Consider the following 15,779-nt stretch of genomic DNA (forward strand, 5'->3'; position numbering starts at 1 on the left):
GATCAGAATTTTCAGCTCCCGGAATTGAAGTAAATTGAAAATAGGTCTGTGCTTTCTTGAGTCACCTGTCTAATGAAAACAGAAAAAAACAAAATTGACGACTTGCTCGAATCAGGGCACTTGAAGCTGCTCCTCATATTCTTCGGAATTGCCTTGATCGCAAGAGGTGGTGTCCTTGATCGAGGCTTTGCTGTGGACGATTACTCATTCGGGCAAGGATTTTCAACGAGTGAGTTTGACGTCTTTCTTGCGCAAGGTCGTTTTTTCCTGGCGGCAATCGATGGAGCCATACATGCCTTAGGTGTAAATATAGCCGACATCTATATTTCCTTGGGCCTTCTTTCGTTGTTGCTGCAAGCTGGATTGGTTCTGGCGGTATTGAGATTTGTGGGAGCGGTCGATAGCCCTGGCGCCCTCGTTGCGGGCTCGCTGATGGTGGCGCATCCGTATCTTGCCGAAATACTTACCTTTCGCATGGTGCTTCCAGGCTATTGCGTTGGAGCATTGCTTACGATCATTGCGCTCGAAGCATTGTCGCGAGACGCGGGGAGGAGAAATAGAAACCTTCTGATTTCTTTTGCTGCAACGGTAGCAATGCTTTTTGTATATCAGGGCTTTTTGAATTATTTTTCAATCGCGCTGATTTTTTCGATCCTGTTTGGTGAGGTCTTTAGAAGCAGATCGACATCGGATAACCGACCTGCCGTCGACTATCGCAGGCGAGCCCTGAGTCTGTTGCTTGTGTGCTTGGCTTCCGTCGTGCTTTTCATGGCAATAGTGACCATATCCAAGCGATTTGGCCTTATCAGCTTGACGAGCCGTGCAGAATTTATCAAATTGCACGAAGTGCCCGAGAGAATCTCTCAGATTCTTGAGCTGATTGCCAAGATATATTGGCTCGGGGAGCCCATGGGAGCCCATTGGGTGAAAGTCATCATCGCCGTGATGCTTGTCATCGCTGGCCTTGCAGTGTGCGTTGAAGTTTTTCGAGGCCCAGGAGAAGGAAAATCTCGAGTCAAAAAGACGATTTTCGTGCTTGCGGCACCGTTGCTTGCGTTGGCGACAGTGGGCGTCATCCTTCCTTTCAAGGATTGGTGGCCGGTTCCCAGGGTGTTGTCGCAGACGTCGCTGATCATCGGATTGATCCTCTTGCTCGCGTATCCGATATTGCGCCAGAGGCTGGAAAAAATGCCTGCGGCCGTCTTTATGGTGCTTCCGGCTATTTTGATTGTGTCTTTTGTTTTCAAGAGCAATCAAGTTTTCGCCGATCAGCAGCGTTTGAACGCGTGGGACCGGATGAAGGTCAATCGAATTGTTGCGCGCCTTGAACAGAAGGCTGATTTTCAAAAAGTTGAATACATTTCTTTTGGCGGTGGCAGAGGCGGATATCCAGCAGGGTTGAACACCATCCAAGGTGATATGAACGTGTCTGCGCTCTATCCGATTTATTCAAAATTGCCATTGCTGTTGGAGACTTCCGGATATCGATTCAAGCCAGCGGTTGGCGAGCAGGCGATTCAAGGAGAAAATCTCTGCAAAACCTCGGCAGCGTGGCCAAGCGAAGAGTCAGTTTCCGTGATTGGAAACTTGGCTGTGATTTGTTTGGATAAATGAATTTCTTTGATTTTTCCGTTGTCTTTGCGGAAAAATGAAGCGGAATGGTTTTTCGATAATTGAGCATGTGATGTACTGCAATGAATGACTCTCAGCGAATATCCGTCGTGATTCCGGTTTATGCGGGAGAGCAGACGCTTGCCGCCCTTGTCGCGGAGATCGAGAAATTCACCTCGCCTCAAAAAACGGCCGACGGGACCGAGTTTTTTGTGTGCGAGATATTGCTCGTTCACGATTGCGGGCCGGATCGTTCGGATGTCGTGATTGGCGCGCTCGCGGAGAAGTATTCTTTTGTTCATCCGGTATGGTTGTCTCGCAATTACGGACAGCACGCCGCAACGATGGCCGGCATGGCGAGTGCAACGGGTGACTGGGTGGTCACCATGGATGAAGACGGGCAACAGGATCCAGCAAGTATCCAGACCCTGATCGATCAGGCGCTTAGGGAGGGTTTGCAGCTTGTTTATGCCCAGCCCACAAATCCGGCGCCGCACGGGTTCGTTAGAAATTTTTTCAGCAAGACCGCCAAGATAATCAGCATGCGGCTTTTGGGCAACGCCTCCATTGGCCGCTTCAACAGCTTCAGATTGATCGATGGTGAAATAGCGCGCACCTTGTCGGCGTATTGCGGAAACGGTGTGTACCTTGATGTCGGGCTTTTCTGGATCACCGGCCGCATTGGGCATTGCCCGCTTCAGCTCAGAGAAGAGTTTGGCCGACCGTCGGGCTATTCTTTTCTTTCGCTTGTGAAGCATTTCTGGAGCCTGGTTTTGACGACCGGAACCCGGCCGCTCCGCCTGATCACGGTTGTTGGTGCCTTTTCAATATTGTTTGCTGTCGGCTTCGCGATGTATGCCTTGTATGAAAAATACACAGGACAGGTTCCCGTGGAGGGCTGGGCGTCGCTGGCGGTTGTGGTGGCTTTTTTCTCCGGGGTGATACTGACGGCGCTCGGAGTCATTGCGGAATATTTGGCAGTGACGATGGGGATCGCAATGGGCAAGCCGCTTTACGTGGTCAGCTCCAAACCGACCCGATCGAACCGTTCATGACGCTGGCTTGGGTGCTGGGGGCGCGAGGCCTGCTGGGGTCGGCCTTGTGTCGAGCGCTCTCGTTGCGAGGCGTAAGACCATTTGAGCCCTCGGAGCGATTCCAGTGGGCCGATGAAGCGAGGCTGCGCTCGCAGATCGAAAGGGCGGTTCGTGAGTTTTCCGCTCAGGCGAGTCGGGCGAACCACTGGGAAATCTATTGGGCTGCGGGTGTGGGAACCATGGCAAGTTCCGAAGAATCGCTTGGGCCAGAGACCCGTGCCCTGGCTTGGCTGCTTGAATTGATCCAGTCAGACGCGCGGCTCCTATCGATACCCGGCAAGCTCGTTTTCTCAAGCTCTGCGGGCGCGATCTACGCGGCTTGCTCGGACGAAGTGATCACCGAGTGGTCCCCGCCTGCGCCTAACAGTGCGTACGGCCGGGAGAAATTAAGCCAAGAGGATTTACTGCGATCGTTTTGCGTTGCGAATCCGGGAATGACGGTACTCCTTGCCCGCATATCCACACTTTATGGTGCGGGTCAGGCGACGGGAAAGCCGCAGGGGCTATTGACCCATGTTGCGCGCAGCATTGTTAGAAATAAGCCGGTCAAAATTTACGTTCCCATCGACACTATTCGCGATTATATTTCGGTTGACGATGCGGCAATGGAAATCACTGCAGTGCTCGATGAATTGAATTTCAATCCCGGTGCGCTCGTGAAGATAATTGCCTCGGAGCGTCCAGTGACAATCGCCGAGATAATCTCCATATTCAAAAGGGTTGCAAAAAAGTCTCCAAAAATCACGACCGGCGTCAACGGGTCATCCATGCTGTTTTCTCGGCGTGTTCAATTTCGTTCCGTTCTTCCAAACGGGGCGCGCATGCGAAAAATTCGCAGCCTCACGGTGGGGATTTCTCAGTTGTTGAGTGCTGAGCGATGCGCTCATGCAAATCCTCGCCGCCAATGAAGTCGGGATTGATATTGTGAAGCTATTTTGAAAAATGAAGGGAAGCAATATTTTCTCTTCTCAATTCATTCGATTTCTCGTTGTAGGCGTCATAAACACGCTGAGCGGACTATCGATAATTTTTGCAGCGAAGTATTTCTTCGGCGCGAGGGATGTCGTTGCGAATCTCATCGGTTATGGCGTTGGATTGTGCATAAGCTTCACTCTCAACAGCCGCTGGACGTTTGCGTACGAAGGGCGGCAACTGACTGCGGTAGCGAAATTCATCCTTGCGACCGCGGTTGCGTATGGTGCAAATCTCCTGACAGTCATTGTTGCAATAGAGCATCTTGGAGTGAATAGCTATCTCGGACAGGCAATGGGCATGCCCGTCTATACGATCACAGCCTATCTGGCGAGCAGGTACATCGTGTTTCGCCCGGCCGGCCCGTGAAACAGCTTGGTCATTGCGTGGATGCAGGTCTACTGGAATTGTTTTTCATAGGTGTGCTGCCGGTGGCACCTGGGTGCGGCAGGTATGAAATGTCAACCGTATACTCGCCCGACTTGCTTCGGCGCGGGACACCTTTCTTCTGACTTACCACACCGTTGCACATGACTCTTCTTATCTATGGAGCGGGTGGACTGGGACGCGAAGTGCTGTCTGCCTTGCAGGCATCCGGGGAGCATGTTTCCGGCTTCATGGTCGATCCAGGCTTCCCGGTCACGGATATCCGGGGTCTGCCAGTGCGAGCCGAGCGTCTGGCGACTTTGCCGGACCCTGCCGCGCACTTCGTCCTGGCGGTCGGGGACGGCAGGGCGCGTCAACGCGCCGCAGTGTCTCTGGGGGCCAGCACTGCGTTCGTCACGGTGCGGCATCCGGCAGCGGTGATCGGCTCCTGCGTTTCGGTCGGCAAAGGAACCATGATCATCGGCCCTTGCAACATCACGACGGATGTCTCGATCGGGGCCCACGGCCTGATCAATCCCGGCTGCACGATCGCTCATGACTGTGTGCTTGGGGATTTCGTCAATCTCGGGCCTTCGTGCGCCCTTGCCGGGCGCGTCACGATTCAAGAGGGCGCCAATCTGGGCGTGGGCGTCTGCGTCGCGCCAGGTGTCGTGATCGGTGCCTGGTCGACGGTGGGTGCCGGTGCCGTGGTGATCCGGGACGTCGAGCCCGGATCGACCGTCGTTGGTGTTCCGGCACGCCCCATTCGCCGCGGGGGGTGACGCCGCCCCTGCTGTCCTGTTTTCGGCCCAAGCCTTTATCGCCCCACTGCTCAGATGTCTCAAGTCATGCCCATTCAAGAACGCGACGCTTCCCCGGCGACGATCAAGGTTTTGCGACCGAAACTGCCAACGTCGGCTGAACTCCTTCCTTACCTCGAGCGCATCGACAGCGCCCGCACGTACAGCAACTACGGGCCGCTCAACGGAGAATTCGCGCGCCGTCTCGGCGATCTGGTCGGAGGCAGTCACACGACGCTGACCTCCAATGGAACCACCGCGATCGAGCTTGCATTGAGGTTGCGTTGCGAGCAGGGCGGTCACTGCCTGATGCCGGCGTTCACCTTCATCGCCAGCGCGCACGCGGTGTGCAATGCCGGGCTGACGCCATACCTGCTTGAAGCAGATCCGGACACCCTGGCGCTCACGCCCGAAATCGCGACCGCCGCGCTGAAGTCCGTGCCCGGCCCGGTCGCAGCCGTGTTGGTCGTCAGTGCCTTCGGTGCGCCGCCGGACTTCGCCGCGTGGGCCGACTTCGAGGCGCGGCACGGGATTCCCGTCGTGTTCGATGCGGCGGCGGCATTGACTTCGCTCTCCGGTATCGGCCAGCAACCCGTTTGCGTGAGCCTGCATGCCACCAAGACGCTGGGCATCGGCGAAGGCGGCGCCATCTTCTGTGCCGACCAGGCGTTGATGGAACGCGCAACCGCCATGACGGGCTTCGGATTCGCCGGCCAGGAGCGCCTGTCTTCGCTGCGCGCGGGCAACTATCGCATTTCCGAATACGCGGCAGCGGTGGGCTTGGCGGCGCTGGACGGGCTGCCGGCGCGCCTCCAGGAAATGCGCGACCTGACGGCCGCGTATGCGAGTCGACTGGAAGGAAAAGCGGTGCAGCTGCAGCGTGGGGTCGGAACCGATTGGGTCACCATGACGTTGAACGTGATGGTTCCGGCTGCGGATCTCGCCGCGACCCTGGCTCGGCTCGACAACGCCAAGGTCGAGTGGCGTCGCTGGTGGGGCCTGGGTTGCCACCGGCATCCGGCGTTCAAGGATGTGCCGAGGTCCGACCTGTCGGCAACCGACGCCCTCGCACCCCGTGTCATCGGCTTGCCTTTCCACGCTGACCTGTCGGCGGGTGACCTGGACCGCGTCACCGGTTGCCTCCAATGAGCAAGAGCCCGCTTCTCTCGTACATCGTTCTTTCGTACAACTACGAGCGCTACATAGGCAAGACGTTGCGCAGCATCCTGGACCAGACGGTGCAGGACTTCGAGATCGTGGTCGTGGACGATGGATCCGTCGACAACTCGGTGGCCATCGTTTCCTCCTTCGAAGACCCGCGCATCAGGCTGTTCGTCAATGAGAAGAACCTGGGCGGTGCGGCCAGCTACAACCGGGCGGTTCAAGAAGCGCGTGGCGAGTGGTTGGTCAACCTGGATGCGGACGATTGGGTCGATCCACGAAAGGCCGAAATCCAGTTGGAGGCGGCTGCCCGGAATCCACAACTCGATGTCATTGGTACCTATGTCGCGATCTATGACGAGAATGACAATCGGCACCCATCGGCCGACGCGATGGAGGCGGGATACAACCAGCCGCGCGACCTGAATCTGGTCGACACCTGGATCGGTGCCAATCATCTGTGCCGGTCCTCCACCATGGTGCGCGCCTCCGCGCACCAGCGAATCGGGCTGGATGACCCGCTGATGGTCCGCGCGCCGGACTACGAACTGTGGACTCGCGCGCTGCAGCACGGATGCAAGTTCGCCATCATTCCGCAGCCCCTGACTTCCATTCGCGCGCACTCGCGTGGCGTGACACACGGTGATCCGGTCGGCACGCTGCTCGAGGTCAGCTACGCGATGCAACGCAATCTGGTGCCTCTTGCCGAAGCGCGTTCGCTGCTTCCTTCCATCACGCGAATGGTTGCATGGACATGCCGCCATCCATCGCTGAGCCAGTTGCCACCGTTGCAGGCCCACAGGCTGATCGGCGTGATGATGCAGTCGACAGCAGCCTCTGATTTCCAGCATTTCCGTGCCATGCTGGGAAACTACAGCGACCATCCCGAGCTCGCCGAAATCGGTCGGCGCTCCTTCGCATTCGTGGGACCGGGTGCCGATGCCTATCAGGATGTCGACAAACTCCACAGTGATATCCGGGCCTATATCGAGGCGAGGGACTACTTCAAAGGGGAGTGCGAGAACTGGGAGCGCGCCTATCGTTCGCTGCAGGCCGAGCACCAGGCGCTCAATGAAGCCCTGGCCTCACGCGGCTCCCCCTCCTTTCCCCGGCGTGCATGGTCGCGTCTTGTCCGTACCCTGACCAAATGAACTCGCCCCGTATCCTGGCACTGCTCCCTTTCCTGGTGAAGGGGGCCCTCTCGATTGCGATCTTCCGTGCGCTCAGAGCGCGCGGAGTCGAGATCACGGTGGCTTATTGCGGCGATGCGTCGGCAGACTACGAGCCCGATGCGCTGGAAGATTTCGCCTCGACCGGGCATCTGCTCAACCTGTCCGGCATGTCCTCGGTGACCCGGTTCGATCTGGTTCAAGAACTTCTTGTCGATCGCAAGATAGATCTCGTGCTGCAGGTGGGCGCCACACAGCTGTATCACCTCCTTCCCTATTGGAAAGAGCGGTTGCCTGCGCTGCGGGTCGCCGACATCCTGTACAACGAAATCGGCCATACGTTGAACCACTTCCTCTATGAAGGATGCTTCGATGCCGTGATCGTCGAGAGTGATTTCATGGGCGATTTCATCAGGCGATCGTCCCGCAGGCCCGATCCTCCTGTTGTCGTCGTTCGCAGCGGCGTCGATGTGGACGATTTTTTCCCTGCTGCCACGCCGCCCAGCGGCGCTGGACTCAAGGTCGGATATGTCGGCCGGATGTCAGGTGAGAAGAATCCTGTTGGGTTCATCGAATTGGCGCGGCGGCTGGCGAGCCTGAACCCCGGGCTCGATTTCGACATGTTCGGCACGGGCCCCGACGCGGCCATGGTCAAGGAGCGGGTTGCAACCAGCGGGATCACCGACAGGCTGAGGTATCACGGTTTTGTGGAGCACGCCAAGGAAGCATTGCACCAACTGGATGTGCTCATCCTGCCGTCGAAGTTCGATGGCAGACCCGTTTTGGTCATGGAGGCGAATGCGTGTGGCATTCCCGTGATTGCTGCGCCAGTGGGCGGAATTCCTGAACTGGTGGCCGATGGGGTCAACGGCTTTCTGATGCAGCCGACTGAAACCGAGCGCATTCACGGGCTGCTGTCCAGGTTGCAGGAGCAGCCGCAGGCGCTCGACGCACTCAAGACTGCCGCGCGTGCCCATGCGCTGGCGCATTTCAGCCGCGAAAAGATGATCGAGGCGTATGCGACCGCCTTCGCGAAAGTGGCGCTCATTTGAAAGAGACTCACGACCGGTATCGCGAGCTTCGCTGTGACGCGCGCGGCGGCAAGCGCACGGGCCTAAACGATGCCGCAGCAACCCACCATTGAAAATCTCAAGGCGCTGACCAGCCTGCGATTTTTTGCCGCAATGATGATTGTGGTCTTGCACGGGTCCAACAGCCTTGCATGGCCATGGTTGCGCGGTGCGCCTTTGGCGCTTGCGCAGGGCGTCAGTTTCTTTTTCGTCCTGTCCGGGTTCATCCTGACGCATGTCTATGGCGATCGCCCGCCAGGGTCGATCTTGACGTTCATGCGCGCAAGGGTTGCGAGACTTTGGCCGGTACATGTCGTCGGCATCGTCTTGCTGGTTGTCAGCGTGGCGCCGGACTCGATCACATTCGACGGTCCCGGCATCTTCAGCAAGTGGGTGGTGCTCGGCGTTAATGCGATGCTCGTGCACTCGGTTTTCCCATTTCTGGCGTACACGTTCTCGTGGAACTCCGTGTCGTGGAGCATCTCGACAGAGATGTTCTTCTATCTGGCGTTTCCGTTCCTGCTGGTCAACATCGAGCGCACTTGGCACTGGAAGCTCTTGGGCGCCGCTGTGTTGGCGGTGGGTCTGATCGCAGCGCTTCGCATCGCAGAGGTGCCGATCGAAAGCGGTGACTTCAATCGGTTCACGGCGGCATATGCGACTTACCCGAACCCGTTGATGCGTGGGTTCGAGTTTGTGCTTGGCATGTCGACCAACGTGCTGTGGAGGCGGTATCTGAGCCATCAGTCCAGATCGCTGTGGTGGTGGACGGCCGTTGAAGTGATCGCGCTCGCTGTTTGCACATGGTGGATGCTGACAGGCTTCTACGCGGTGCAACAACAGTTCCCGAGCCCGTGGTTCAACCTGTTTTTTCAGCCGGCCGGATCGTGCTGGGCTTTTGCATTGGCGATCGGGTGTCTTGCCTCCGGTCGCGGCCTGGTCGGGCGATTGCTGTCCTTGCGCCCGTTCGTATTTCTTGGCGAGATCAGCTTCTCCATCTACATGCTGCATCTCATCCTGATCAAGGCATTCGTGACCACGTTCGCATGGCCGGGCGTTCCCGAGTTTGTCTACTTCAGTGTGCTCCTCGTGCTGGCGACGACGGTCTATCTGCTCGTCGAAAAGCCTGCCCAGCGGCTGCTGCGTGGCGGAAGCAAGGCCAAGACATTGCATCCGCCGATTGCAGAACGAGCAGCAGCCAAGTAGAGCGCCATCGAAGCATGAGAGAAACCTACCTTGACGGCCTGCGCGGCTGGGCGGCGCTCGTTGTCGTCTTGTGCCACGCGGGGGAGATCTTCTGGCCGACATGGCGTCCCGGCTTCTATCCTCTTCTCACCGACGGTTCATTCTCGGTGTTCATCTTTTTCGTTCTCTCCGGCTACGTGTTGAGCGTGGGATTCTTTCGGACCGGTGAGCGACGCGCAGTCGTCGACCTGGCGCTTCGACGCTATCCGCGGCTCACCGTGCCGATCTTCGCGGCGTCGTGTCTGGCCATGGTGTTGATGGCTCTCGGGTGGATGCGCAACATCCCGGCGAGCAAGGTGACAGGAAGCGAGGGCTGGCTGCCGATCGTCTACTCCTTCACCCCCACGGTGGCGGATGTGCTGCACTTTTCCTTCTGGAGGGTGTACGTCGATGGCTCGCCGGCAAGCTCCTACGATGCGCCGCTTTGGACCATGCCCGTCGAGATGCAAGGTTCGATCCTTGTCTTCGCTGCGCTGCTTGTCATGGGGCGGGGGCCCGTGCTGCGAGGCGTCATTCATGTGGCGCTGCTCGCGATCACCGGATGGCTTGCATCTCCGTTCGTGGCGATGGCCGCAGGCGCCGCGATTGCGAATTTCACGCAGCTCGACATGCATCGGAAGCTAAGCGGGTCGAAGGCCGCGCCCTTGGTGTCGTGGGCTTTGCTGATCGGCGCGATCGTCTTCGCCGCGGTGCGGCCAAGTGACTTCGGGCCCGTGTGGCTCACGCTCTGCAGTGCCGGGCTGCTCTATGGCGTGTTGCTCAACGGGGGATTTCAGCGGGCACTTTCGTTGCCGATATCCAGGTGGCTCGGCCAGGTCTCCTTCTCGATGTACCTGCTGCACGTTCCGGTGCTCTGCAGCTTCACATCGTGGGCTTATCTGGCGTTGGGTCGGGGAGACAAGCTTTCGAGCAGCGGGACCGTTGTGCTGCTGTGCGCAACAGTCGCCCTTTGTCTTGTCACTGCCGCCCTGTTCCACTCGGTGGAAAGATGGGGCATCGCTCTAGGACGCCGCTTTTCGTGGGCAGTCCTTCGCGCCGTCTAGTCGCGGAACGTCTTCGATTCGCGGCGCGTCGCGGTCATCCGCGTGTTGCTCCCCGATCCGGAGCGACCCCTGGAGCTTCTCGACACGTCGCTCAGGATGGATTCATCAGCGACTGCAGCTGCTTGTACATCGCAGCGTTGGTCGCTTTCAGGTTTTCGGTGTCGTGATGCAGGCGATCCCACTCATGTTGCCAATTCTTCGCCTGTTGCTCATGCCATTTCGCACTTTCCAATGCGCCTCCGGCATTGTCTGCAACGACCCGGTCCGCATGCCAGAGCTGGGTCAGGCGCTTCACCAGATTGAAACTGTAGGCATGCTTGACCAGCGTAGGCAGCGCCAGAATGCGGTCGGCAGTCACGTTGAATGAGTGGACGACGTTGTACGCAAGATTGATGCAGGTCTCCTCGTCGGAAAGACCGGCGGGCGAAGGCCGTGTCATTGCCTCGAGAAGCTGGCTCACGCGAGCGAAGACCGCAGGATCGCGAGCGGCGACGCCGATGTAGGTCGAGCTGTACCCGGCGATGTCGGACTCGAATCCAGTGAATTGATGGTCCGGAAATTCCTTGAACAAGGCCTCCAGCCCCTTGACCGTGGGGTAGTAGACATGCTCGTACGAGGATTCGAGCCAATCCTTGTTGTCCCTTGTGTACGACATCAGCGGGACCTCGAAGATGAGGACACCGTCGGGCCGAAGGGATTTCAGGGAAACATCGAATGCGCCCCTGAAGTCGTTCACGTGCTCGAAGGTTGCGATCGACGTGATGAAGTCGAAACTGCCATGCGTTTGATTGCTGACTGCGGGATCGAACACATCGGAGGCAATGACGGCCACGCCTCTTTGCTGGGCCACGCCGGCTGCGGCCGCATTGACCTCGATGCCGAAGCGTTCGTAGTCGCCGTTCAGGCTTCGGAGCAAATGGCCGTTGGCACAACCGATGTCCAGAATCCGGCCCGCGGGTGAGATCGCTTCCAGCACCAGCTTGACCCACAGCAGGCTGTGATCCGCCGTGAACTCGTAGTCGTGGTAGCCAACCTCGTCCGCGTTGCTCGCGCCGTAGTACGTGTCTTCATAGAAGACGCTCGTATCTTCGGGAACTACTTCGACGACCCCCATGTCGCAGTTCTCGCAGAACAGGACATTGCGCCCATCACCCCGTGTCAATGAGCGGCCCACACGGACAGACGCGCAAACGTTGCACTTGAAATGCATATTCATTCAATCCTTGGGGGCGCAAGATGGGGGGGCAATCATCATATTCGTTGAATGCCCGGAGGGTCTACGGAGACCGATGTGAGTCACGGCGTTTGCAGCCGTGCTCCCTCAGCTTTCGACGATTCGTCCGTGCTCCAGGTGAATCACGCGATTGCACTCCTTGGCAATCAGCTCGGGCGAGTGCGAGGCCAGCACCAGGATGCCCGACTTGGACACCACGTCGCGCATCCGCTTCTCTGCCTTCTCGGTGAAGGCGGCGTCGCCCACCGACAGCCATTCGTCCATCAGCAGGATGTCGGCTTCGACGCTGGTCGAGATGGAGAATGCCAGCCGCATCATCATGCCGGTCGAGTAGGTACGAACGGGCATGTTGACGTACTCGCCCAGGCCGCTGAATTCGCAGATGTCGGGCGTGAGCCGGTCGACCTCTTTCTTGCTCATGCCCATGACGAGGCCGCGCAGCATGATGTTTTCGATGCCGGTCGCGTCCATCTCGATGCCCAGTGCGGGATCGATCAGGCTGGCCACCGAACCCTGGCGCGTGAACTCGCCTGACGACGGTTCATAGACGCCCGCCAGCGTGCGCAGCAGCGTGGACTTGCCCGCACCGTTGTGGCCGATCAGGCCCAGCCGGTCGCCGCTCTTGAGTTCGAGGTTGAGGCCGCTGAGCGCCTGCACCACGGTGACGCCGGTTTCCTTGCCGAAGCGCCCGCCGGTGACGGAGGCCGCCAGCGTCTTCTTGAGTGACACCGAGCCGGCCCCATAGATGGGGAAGCTGACCGAAACGTTCTTGAGTGAAATGGATGCCATGGATCAGAGCCAGTAAACGACGCGGCGACGGTATTTGACGAACATCACGCTCGCGGCGGTCAGGCACAACACGGTCCACAGACCGATACCGATCCAGCTTTCGAGGTGGGCCACGCCGCCCATCAGCGGCGTGCGCAACAGGTCGAGCATCTGCGCAAAGGGGTTCCACAGCACGTACTTGGCGCGGCCCGGGAGGTTCTCGGGAAGCCAGAACACGGGGGTGAGGAACATCAGCATCTGCATGATGCTGGTGATGATCTGCGTCACGTCGCGGTAGCGGGTGCAGATGAGGCCCAGCAGCAGGCCGAGCGCATGGGCGTTGACGATGAGGATCAGGAAGGCCGGAATGACCAGGAGAACCGACCACGACAGCGAGACGCCGGCCCACAGGGCGACGGGGATGTACAGCACGATCTGGTGGGCGAACTGGATCAGGTTGCGTCCCAGGCCTCGCCACACGAAGAGGCTGATGGGAAAGTAGCCCTGCTTCAGGTAGTTGGAGGCGCCGACGAAGGCGTTGCAGGCATCGGTGACGATCGCGGAGAAGAAACCCCAGAAGATCACGCCGAGCGCCAGGTGCGGGAAGAACTTGTCCAGCTGGGTGCCGAAGAGCGAGGCATACAGCGGGCCCATGCCGCCGATCATGATGCCCATGCTCAGCGTGAGCCACAGCGGGCCCAGCATGGAGCGGCGATAGCGCAGCACCACGTCGAACCAGGCCAGCGTCCACCAGATGTCGGTGCGGCGGGTGCCTTCCCACCAGTCGGCCAGGGCGCTTCGATGGAGATTGGAATGAACTTGGCTCATGCGTGTGCGTCAGTGTCTTTGTCTGCCATGCGGATGCCGATGTGCAGGGTCAGGTTCCCACCGCCGCGTGAAACGGCGATGAGCAAAAGCGCTTCGTGGCCGAGGGGGTCAAGCGGGATTTCTTGGAGGGCTATGGCCGGATGGGCCGGGACGGTGCTCGTGCGAGCCCGCGCATTTTATTCAGAGTATCAACTGAGAGATAATTTTACCGGCTCCGGTTCCCCTGCAATTCGTAACCATGGAAGAGCCCACCGCTCCCCCGATCGGACGGGCTGCGGCTGCCATCGGCAGCATGCCCGACAGAAAAACGATCCACCCATGCGCAATCCCCGTCCTCTCGAAGTCTCCGTCGCCCTGTGCACCTACAACGGCGCCCGCTTCCTGCGCGAGCAGGTGCGCAGCATCTGCCTGCAGACCCGGCCGCCGATCGAGGTCGTGCTGTCCGACGATGCCTCGCGCGACGGCTCGGTCGATGTCGTGCGTGCCACGGTGGCCGAATGCGCAGCGGAGCGCCCCGGGCCGCCCATCGCCCTGCGGGTCTTCGAGAATCCCGTGGCCCTGCGGGTCGTCAAGAACTTCGAACAGGCCATCTCTGCCTGCGCCGGCGACCTGATCGCGCTGAGCGACCAGGACGACGTGTGGGTGCCCGACCGGCTCGAGCGGATGGTGGCGCCCTTCGTGCAGGACGACAACCTCTGGCTGCTGCACACCGACGCGCGCCTCGTGGATTCCCAAGGCCGCGACCTGGGCAACACGCTGTTCCATGCGCTGGAGGTCACACCGTCGGAGCTCGAGCGGATCCACACGGGCCGGGCGTTCGATGTGTTCCTGCGCCGCAACCTCGTGACCGGCGCCACCACGGTTTTCCGTCGTGCGCTGCTCGCCGATGCGCTGCCGCTGCCCGTCGAGTGGGTGCACGACGAATGGCTGGCCATCATCGCGTCGACGACGGCGCGGGTCGACCTGCTCGAAGAGCCGCTCATCGACTACCGCCAGCACGAATCCAACCAGATCGGTGCCCGCCGCGACACCTTCAAGGAAAAGGTGCGCAAGGCGCTCGCCTCGCGCGGCAACACGCACGTCGAGCGCGCGATCAAGGCGGAGCTGTTGCTGGAGCGCCTGCTCCAGCTCGGCGATCGCGTGCCCCCCGAGATCATCGACAAGGTGCGCAGCAAGATCGTGCACCAGCGCTTCCGCGCCGCCTTGCCGGCCTCGCGCCTGGCCCGGTGCGTGCCGATCCTGCGCGAGGCCATGACCGGTCGCTATGACAAGTTCGGCCGCGGGATGCGCGGCGTGGTCCGCGATCTTTTCGAATCCGTCTGACACAACAACAATGAACCCAACCAACGTCCCCGCGAACCCTTCCCCGCCCGGCGAGCCGATGGCCTGGCCGAACGTCGTGGTCATCATCCCGTTCTACAACGGCGCCGATTTCATCGAGCGCTCGGTGAAGAGCGTGTTCGAGCAGTCGGTGCCGGCGCACGAGGTGATCGTGGTCAACGACGGCTCCCGCCCGGAGGAGCGCGCCGCGCTCGACGGGCTGGCGGCCCGCTATCCGTTCCGCATCCTCGACAAGGAGAACGGCGGCCAGGGCTCGGCGCGCAATGCGGGCGTGGCGGCGTCGACCTCCGAGTACATCTGCTTCCTGGACCAGGACGACTTCTACCTGCCGAACCACATCGAGACGCTGGTGTCGTCGATCCCGTGGGACGACCGCCTGTTCGGCTACATCTACGCCGACCTGTACGAAGCGGACGGCGACGGCAACGTGATCCGTACCGGCGTCATCAAGGACCACGCGCAGCACCCGAAGCGCAGCATCTTCGACCTGCTGCGCTACGACATGTTCGTGCTGCCCTCGGCCGCGCTGGTGAGCCGCAAGGCCTTCGACGCGGTGGGCGGCTTCGACTCGCAGTTCATGGGCTACGAGGACGACGACCTGTTCCTGCGCATCTTCCGCAAGGGCTACAGCAATCACTTCGTGGACAAGGCCGTGACGGTCTGGTGCATCCACACGGCCAGCACCTCGTTCGGCATCCGCATGGTGCGCAGCCGCTTCAAGTACTTCAAGAAGCTGCTGCAGATGTTCCCCGACGAGCACCAGCGCGGCCGCTACTACCTGCGCGAATACCTGATGCCGCGCTTCCAGCTGTTCTTCGTGAACGAGGCGATCGAGGCCATCAAGAAGGACGACCAGTACCGCGGCGAGATGACGGCGGTGCTCGATGACTACGCGGCCATCGTCTTCGCGAACCCGTATGTGGGCCGCAAGAAGAAGCTGCGGTTGTGGATCACGCTGTTCCTGCTGCGCCGGAGCACGCCGGGCATGGTGCGCTTCATCGGCGCGCTGACGAAGCTGCCGATCATCCGCAGCCTGCGCAAGGTCTACAAGTCCTGAGGCGCGCCGCGGTGGCCCGG

At 59.8% G+C, this 15,779-nt stretch carries 15 protein-coding genes; 12 read left to right on the top strand and 3 right to left on the bottom strand.

Going from position 1 to position 15,779, the window contains the following annotated elements:
- Positions 1-72: 72 nt before the first annotated feature.
- The 10 genes from AC1RAD_RS02695 (at position 73) to AC1RAD_RS02740 (ending at position 10,531) form a co-directional block, all read left to right on the top strand.
- Positions 73-1,614, top strand: coding sequence for a glucosyltransferase domain-containing protein (locus tag AC1RAD_RS02695; RefSeq protein ID WP_492733748.1), 1,542 nt, complete (start codon positions 73-75; stop codon positions 1,612-1,614).
- An 80-nt stretch (positions 1,615-1,694) separates the two neighbouring features.
- Positions 1,695-2,666 (top strand): glycosyltransferase, encoded by a 972-nt coding sequence (locus AC1RAD_RS02700; protein ID WP_492733749.1) that lies wholly within the window; start codon positions 1,695-1,697, stop codon positions 2,664-2,666.
- Positions 2,663-3,613 (top strand): NAD-dependent epimerase/dehydratase family protein, encoded by a 951-nt coding sequence (locus AC1RAD_RS02705; protein ID WP_492733750.1) that lies wholly within the window; start codon positions 2,663-2,665, stop codon positions 3,611-3,613. The genes AC1RAD_RS02700 and AC1RAD_RS02705 overlap by 4 nt, the downstream gene beginning before the upstream one ends.
- Before the next feature lie 34 nt (positions 3,614-3,647).
- On the top strand, positions 3,648-4,046 hold the full coding sequence (locus AC1RAD_RS02710) for a GtrA family protein (RefSeq protein ID WP_492733751.1): 399 nt from the start codon (positions 3,648-3,650) through the stop codon (positions 4,044-4,046).
- Positions 4,047-4,207: 161 nt separating this feature from the next.
- On the top strand, positions 4,208-4,825 hold the full coding sequence (locus tag AC1RAD_RS02715; protein WP_492733752.1) for a NeuD/PglB/VioB family sugar acetyltransferase: 618 nt from the start codon (positions 4,208-4,210) through the stop codon (positions 4,823-4,825).
- A gap of 66 nt (positions 4,826-4,891) precedes the next feature.
- Entirely contained in the window at positions 4,892-5,992 is a 1,101-nt protein-coding gene (locus AC1RAD_RS02720; protein WP_492733754.1) for a DegT/DnrJ/EryC1/StrS family aminotransferase, read from the top strand.
- Positions 5,989-7,155, top strand: a complete 1,167-nt coding sequence (locus tag AC1RAD_RS02725) for a glycosyltransferase family 2 protein (protein WP_492733756.1) — start codon at positions 5,989-5,991, stop codon at positions 7,153-7,155. The genes AC1RAD_RS02720 and AC1RAD_RS02725 overlap by 4 nt, the downstream gene beginning before the upstream one ends.
- Positions 7,152-8,225 (top strand): glycosyltransferase, encoded by a 1,074-nt coding sequence (locus tag AC1RAD_RS02730; protein WP_492733758.1) that lies wholly within the window; start codon positions 7,152-7,154, stop codon positions 8,223-8,225. Before AC1RAD_RS02725 ends, AC1RAD_RS02730 begins: the two co-directional genes overlap by 4 nt.
- A 69-nt stretch (positions 8,226-8,294) precedes the next feature.
- Entirely contained in the window at positions 8,295-9,449 is a 1,155-nt protein-coding gene (locus AC1RAD_RS02735; protein ID WP_492733760.1) for an acyltransferase family protein, read from the top strand.
- A gap of 14 nt (positions 9,450-9,463) precedes the next feature.
- A complete protein-coding gene (locus AC1RAD_RS02740) occupies positions 9,464-10,531 on the top strand; it encodes an acyltransferase family protein (RefSeq protein ID WP_492733762.1) in 1,068 nt (355 codons plus the stop codon).
- A 91-nt stretch (positions 10,532-10,622) separates the two neighbouring features.
- Here AC1RAD_RS02740 and AC1RAD_RS02745 read toward each other — a convergent pair whose 3' ends face one another.
- The 3 genes from AC1RAD_RS02745 to AC1RAD_RS02755 form a co-directional block, all read right to left on the bottom strand.
- Positions 10,623-11,747: a class I SAM-dependent methyltransferase gene (locus tag AC1RAD_RS02745; protein ID WP_492733764.1), complete on the bottom strand. Its 1,125-nt coding sequence runs from the start codon at positions 11,745-11,747 to the stop codon at positions 10,623-10,625.
- A 105-nt stretch (positions 11,748-11,852) separates the two neighbouring features.
- Entirely contained in the window at positions 11,853-12,554 is a 702-nt protein-coding gene (locus AC1RAD_RS02750; RefSeq protein WP_492733766.1) for an ABC transporter ATP-binding protein, read from the bottom strand.
- A gap of 3 nt (positions 12,555-12,557) precedes the next feature.
- A complete protein-coding gene (locus AC1RAD_RS02755; RefSeq protein WP_492686368.1) occupies positions 12,558-13,361 on the bottom strand; it encodes an ABC transporter permease in 804 nt (267 codons plus the stop codon).
- A 318-nt stretch (positions 13,362-13,679) separates the two neighbouring features.
- Here AC1RAD_RS02755 and AC1RAD_RS02760 point away from each other — a divergent pair, with 318 nt between their 5' ends.
- Both AC1RAD_RS02760 and AC1RAD_RS02765 read left to right on the top strand, forming a co-directional pair.
- A complete protein-coding gene (locus tag AC1RAD_RS02760) occupies positions 13,680-14,684 on the top strand; it encodes a glycosyltransferase family 2 protein (RefSeq protein ID WP_492733768.1) in 1,005 nt (334 codons plus the stop codon).
- A 10-nt stretch (positions 14,685-14,694) separates the two neighbouring features.
- Positions 14,695-15,759: a glycosyltransferase family 2 protein gene (locus tag AC1RAD_RS02765; RefSeq protein WP_390346810.1), complete on the top strand. Its 1,065-nt coding sequence runs from the start codon at positions 14,695-14,697 to the stop codon at positions 15,757-15,759.
- Positions 15,760-15,779 lie beyond the last annotated feature (20 nt).

Source organism: Variovorax sp. GW823-FHT04B03 (genome assembly GCF_058796495.1).

Bases quoted from the DNA above. Each gene is read 5' to 3' on its own strand.
- AC1RAD_RS02730 (WP_492733758.1), top strand. From the start codon at position 7,152: ATGAACTCGCCCCGTATCCTGGCACTGCTCCCTTTCCTGGTGAAGGGG.
- AC1RAD_RS02720 (WP_492733754.1), top strand. From the start codon at position 4,892: ATGCCCATTCAAGAACGCGACGCTTCCCCGGCGACGATCAAGGTTTTG.
- AC1RAD_RS02700 (WP_492733749.1), top strand. From the start codon at position 1,695: ATGAATGACTCTCAGCGAATATCCGTCGTGATTCCGGTTTATGCGGGA.
- AC1RAD_RS02710 (WP_492733751.1), top strand. From the start codon at position 3,648: ATGAAGGGAAGCAATATTTTCTCTTCTCAATTCATTCGATTTCTCGTT.
- AC1RAD_RS02755 (WP_492686368.1), bottom strand. From the start codon at position 13,361: ATGAGCCAAGTTCATTCCAATCTCCATCGAAGCGCCCTGGCCGACTGG.
- AC1RAD_RS02735 (WP_492733760.1), top strand. From the start codon at position 8,295: ATGCCGCAGCAACCCACCATTGAAAATCTCAAGGCGCTGACCAGCCTG.
- AC1RAD_RS02765 (WP_390346810.1), top strand. From the start codon at position 14,695: ATGAACCCAACCAACGTCCCCGCGAACCCTTCCCCGCCCGGCGAGCCG.
- AC1RAD_RS02750 (WP_492733766.1), bottom strand. From the start codon at position 12,554: ATGGCATCCATTTCACTCAAGAACGTTTCGGTCAGCTTCCCCATCTAT.
- AC1RAD_RS02705 (WP_492733750.1), top strand. From the start codon at position 2,663: ATGACGCTGGCTTGGGTGCTGGGGGCGCGAGGCCTGCTGGGGTCGGCC.
- AC1RAD_RS02760 (WP_492733768.1), top strand. From the start codon at position 13,680: ATGCGCAATCCCCGTCCTCTCGAAGTCTCCGTCGCCCTGTGCACCTAC.
- AC1RAD_RS02740 (WP_492733762.1), top strand. From the start codon at position 9,464: ATGAGAGAAACCTACCTTGACGGCCTGCGCGGCTGGGCGGCGCTCGTT.
- AC1RAD_RS02695 (WP_492733748.1), top strand. From the start codon at position 73: ATGAAAACAGAAAAAAACAAAATTGACGACTTGCTCGAATCAGGGCAC.
- AC1RAD_RS02715 (WP_492733752.1), top strand. From the start codon at position 4,208: ATGACTCTTCTTATCTATGGAGCGGGTGGACTGGGACGCGAAGTGCTG.
- AC1RAD_RS02745 (WP_492733764.1), bottom strand. From the start codon at position 11,747: ATGAATATGCATTTCAAGTGCAACGTTTGCGCGTCTGTCCGTGTGGGC.
- AC1RAD_RS02725 (WP_492733756.1), top strand. From the start codon at position 5,989: ATGAGCAAGAGCCCGCTTCTCTCGTACATCGTTCTTTCGTACAACTAC.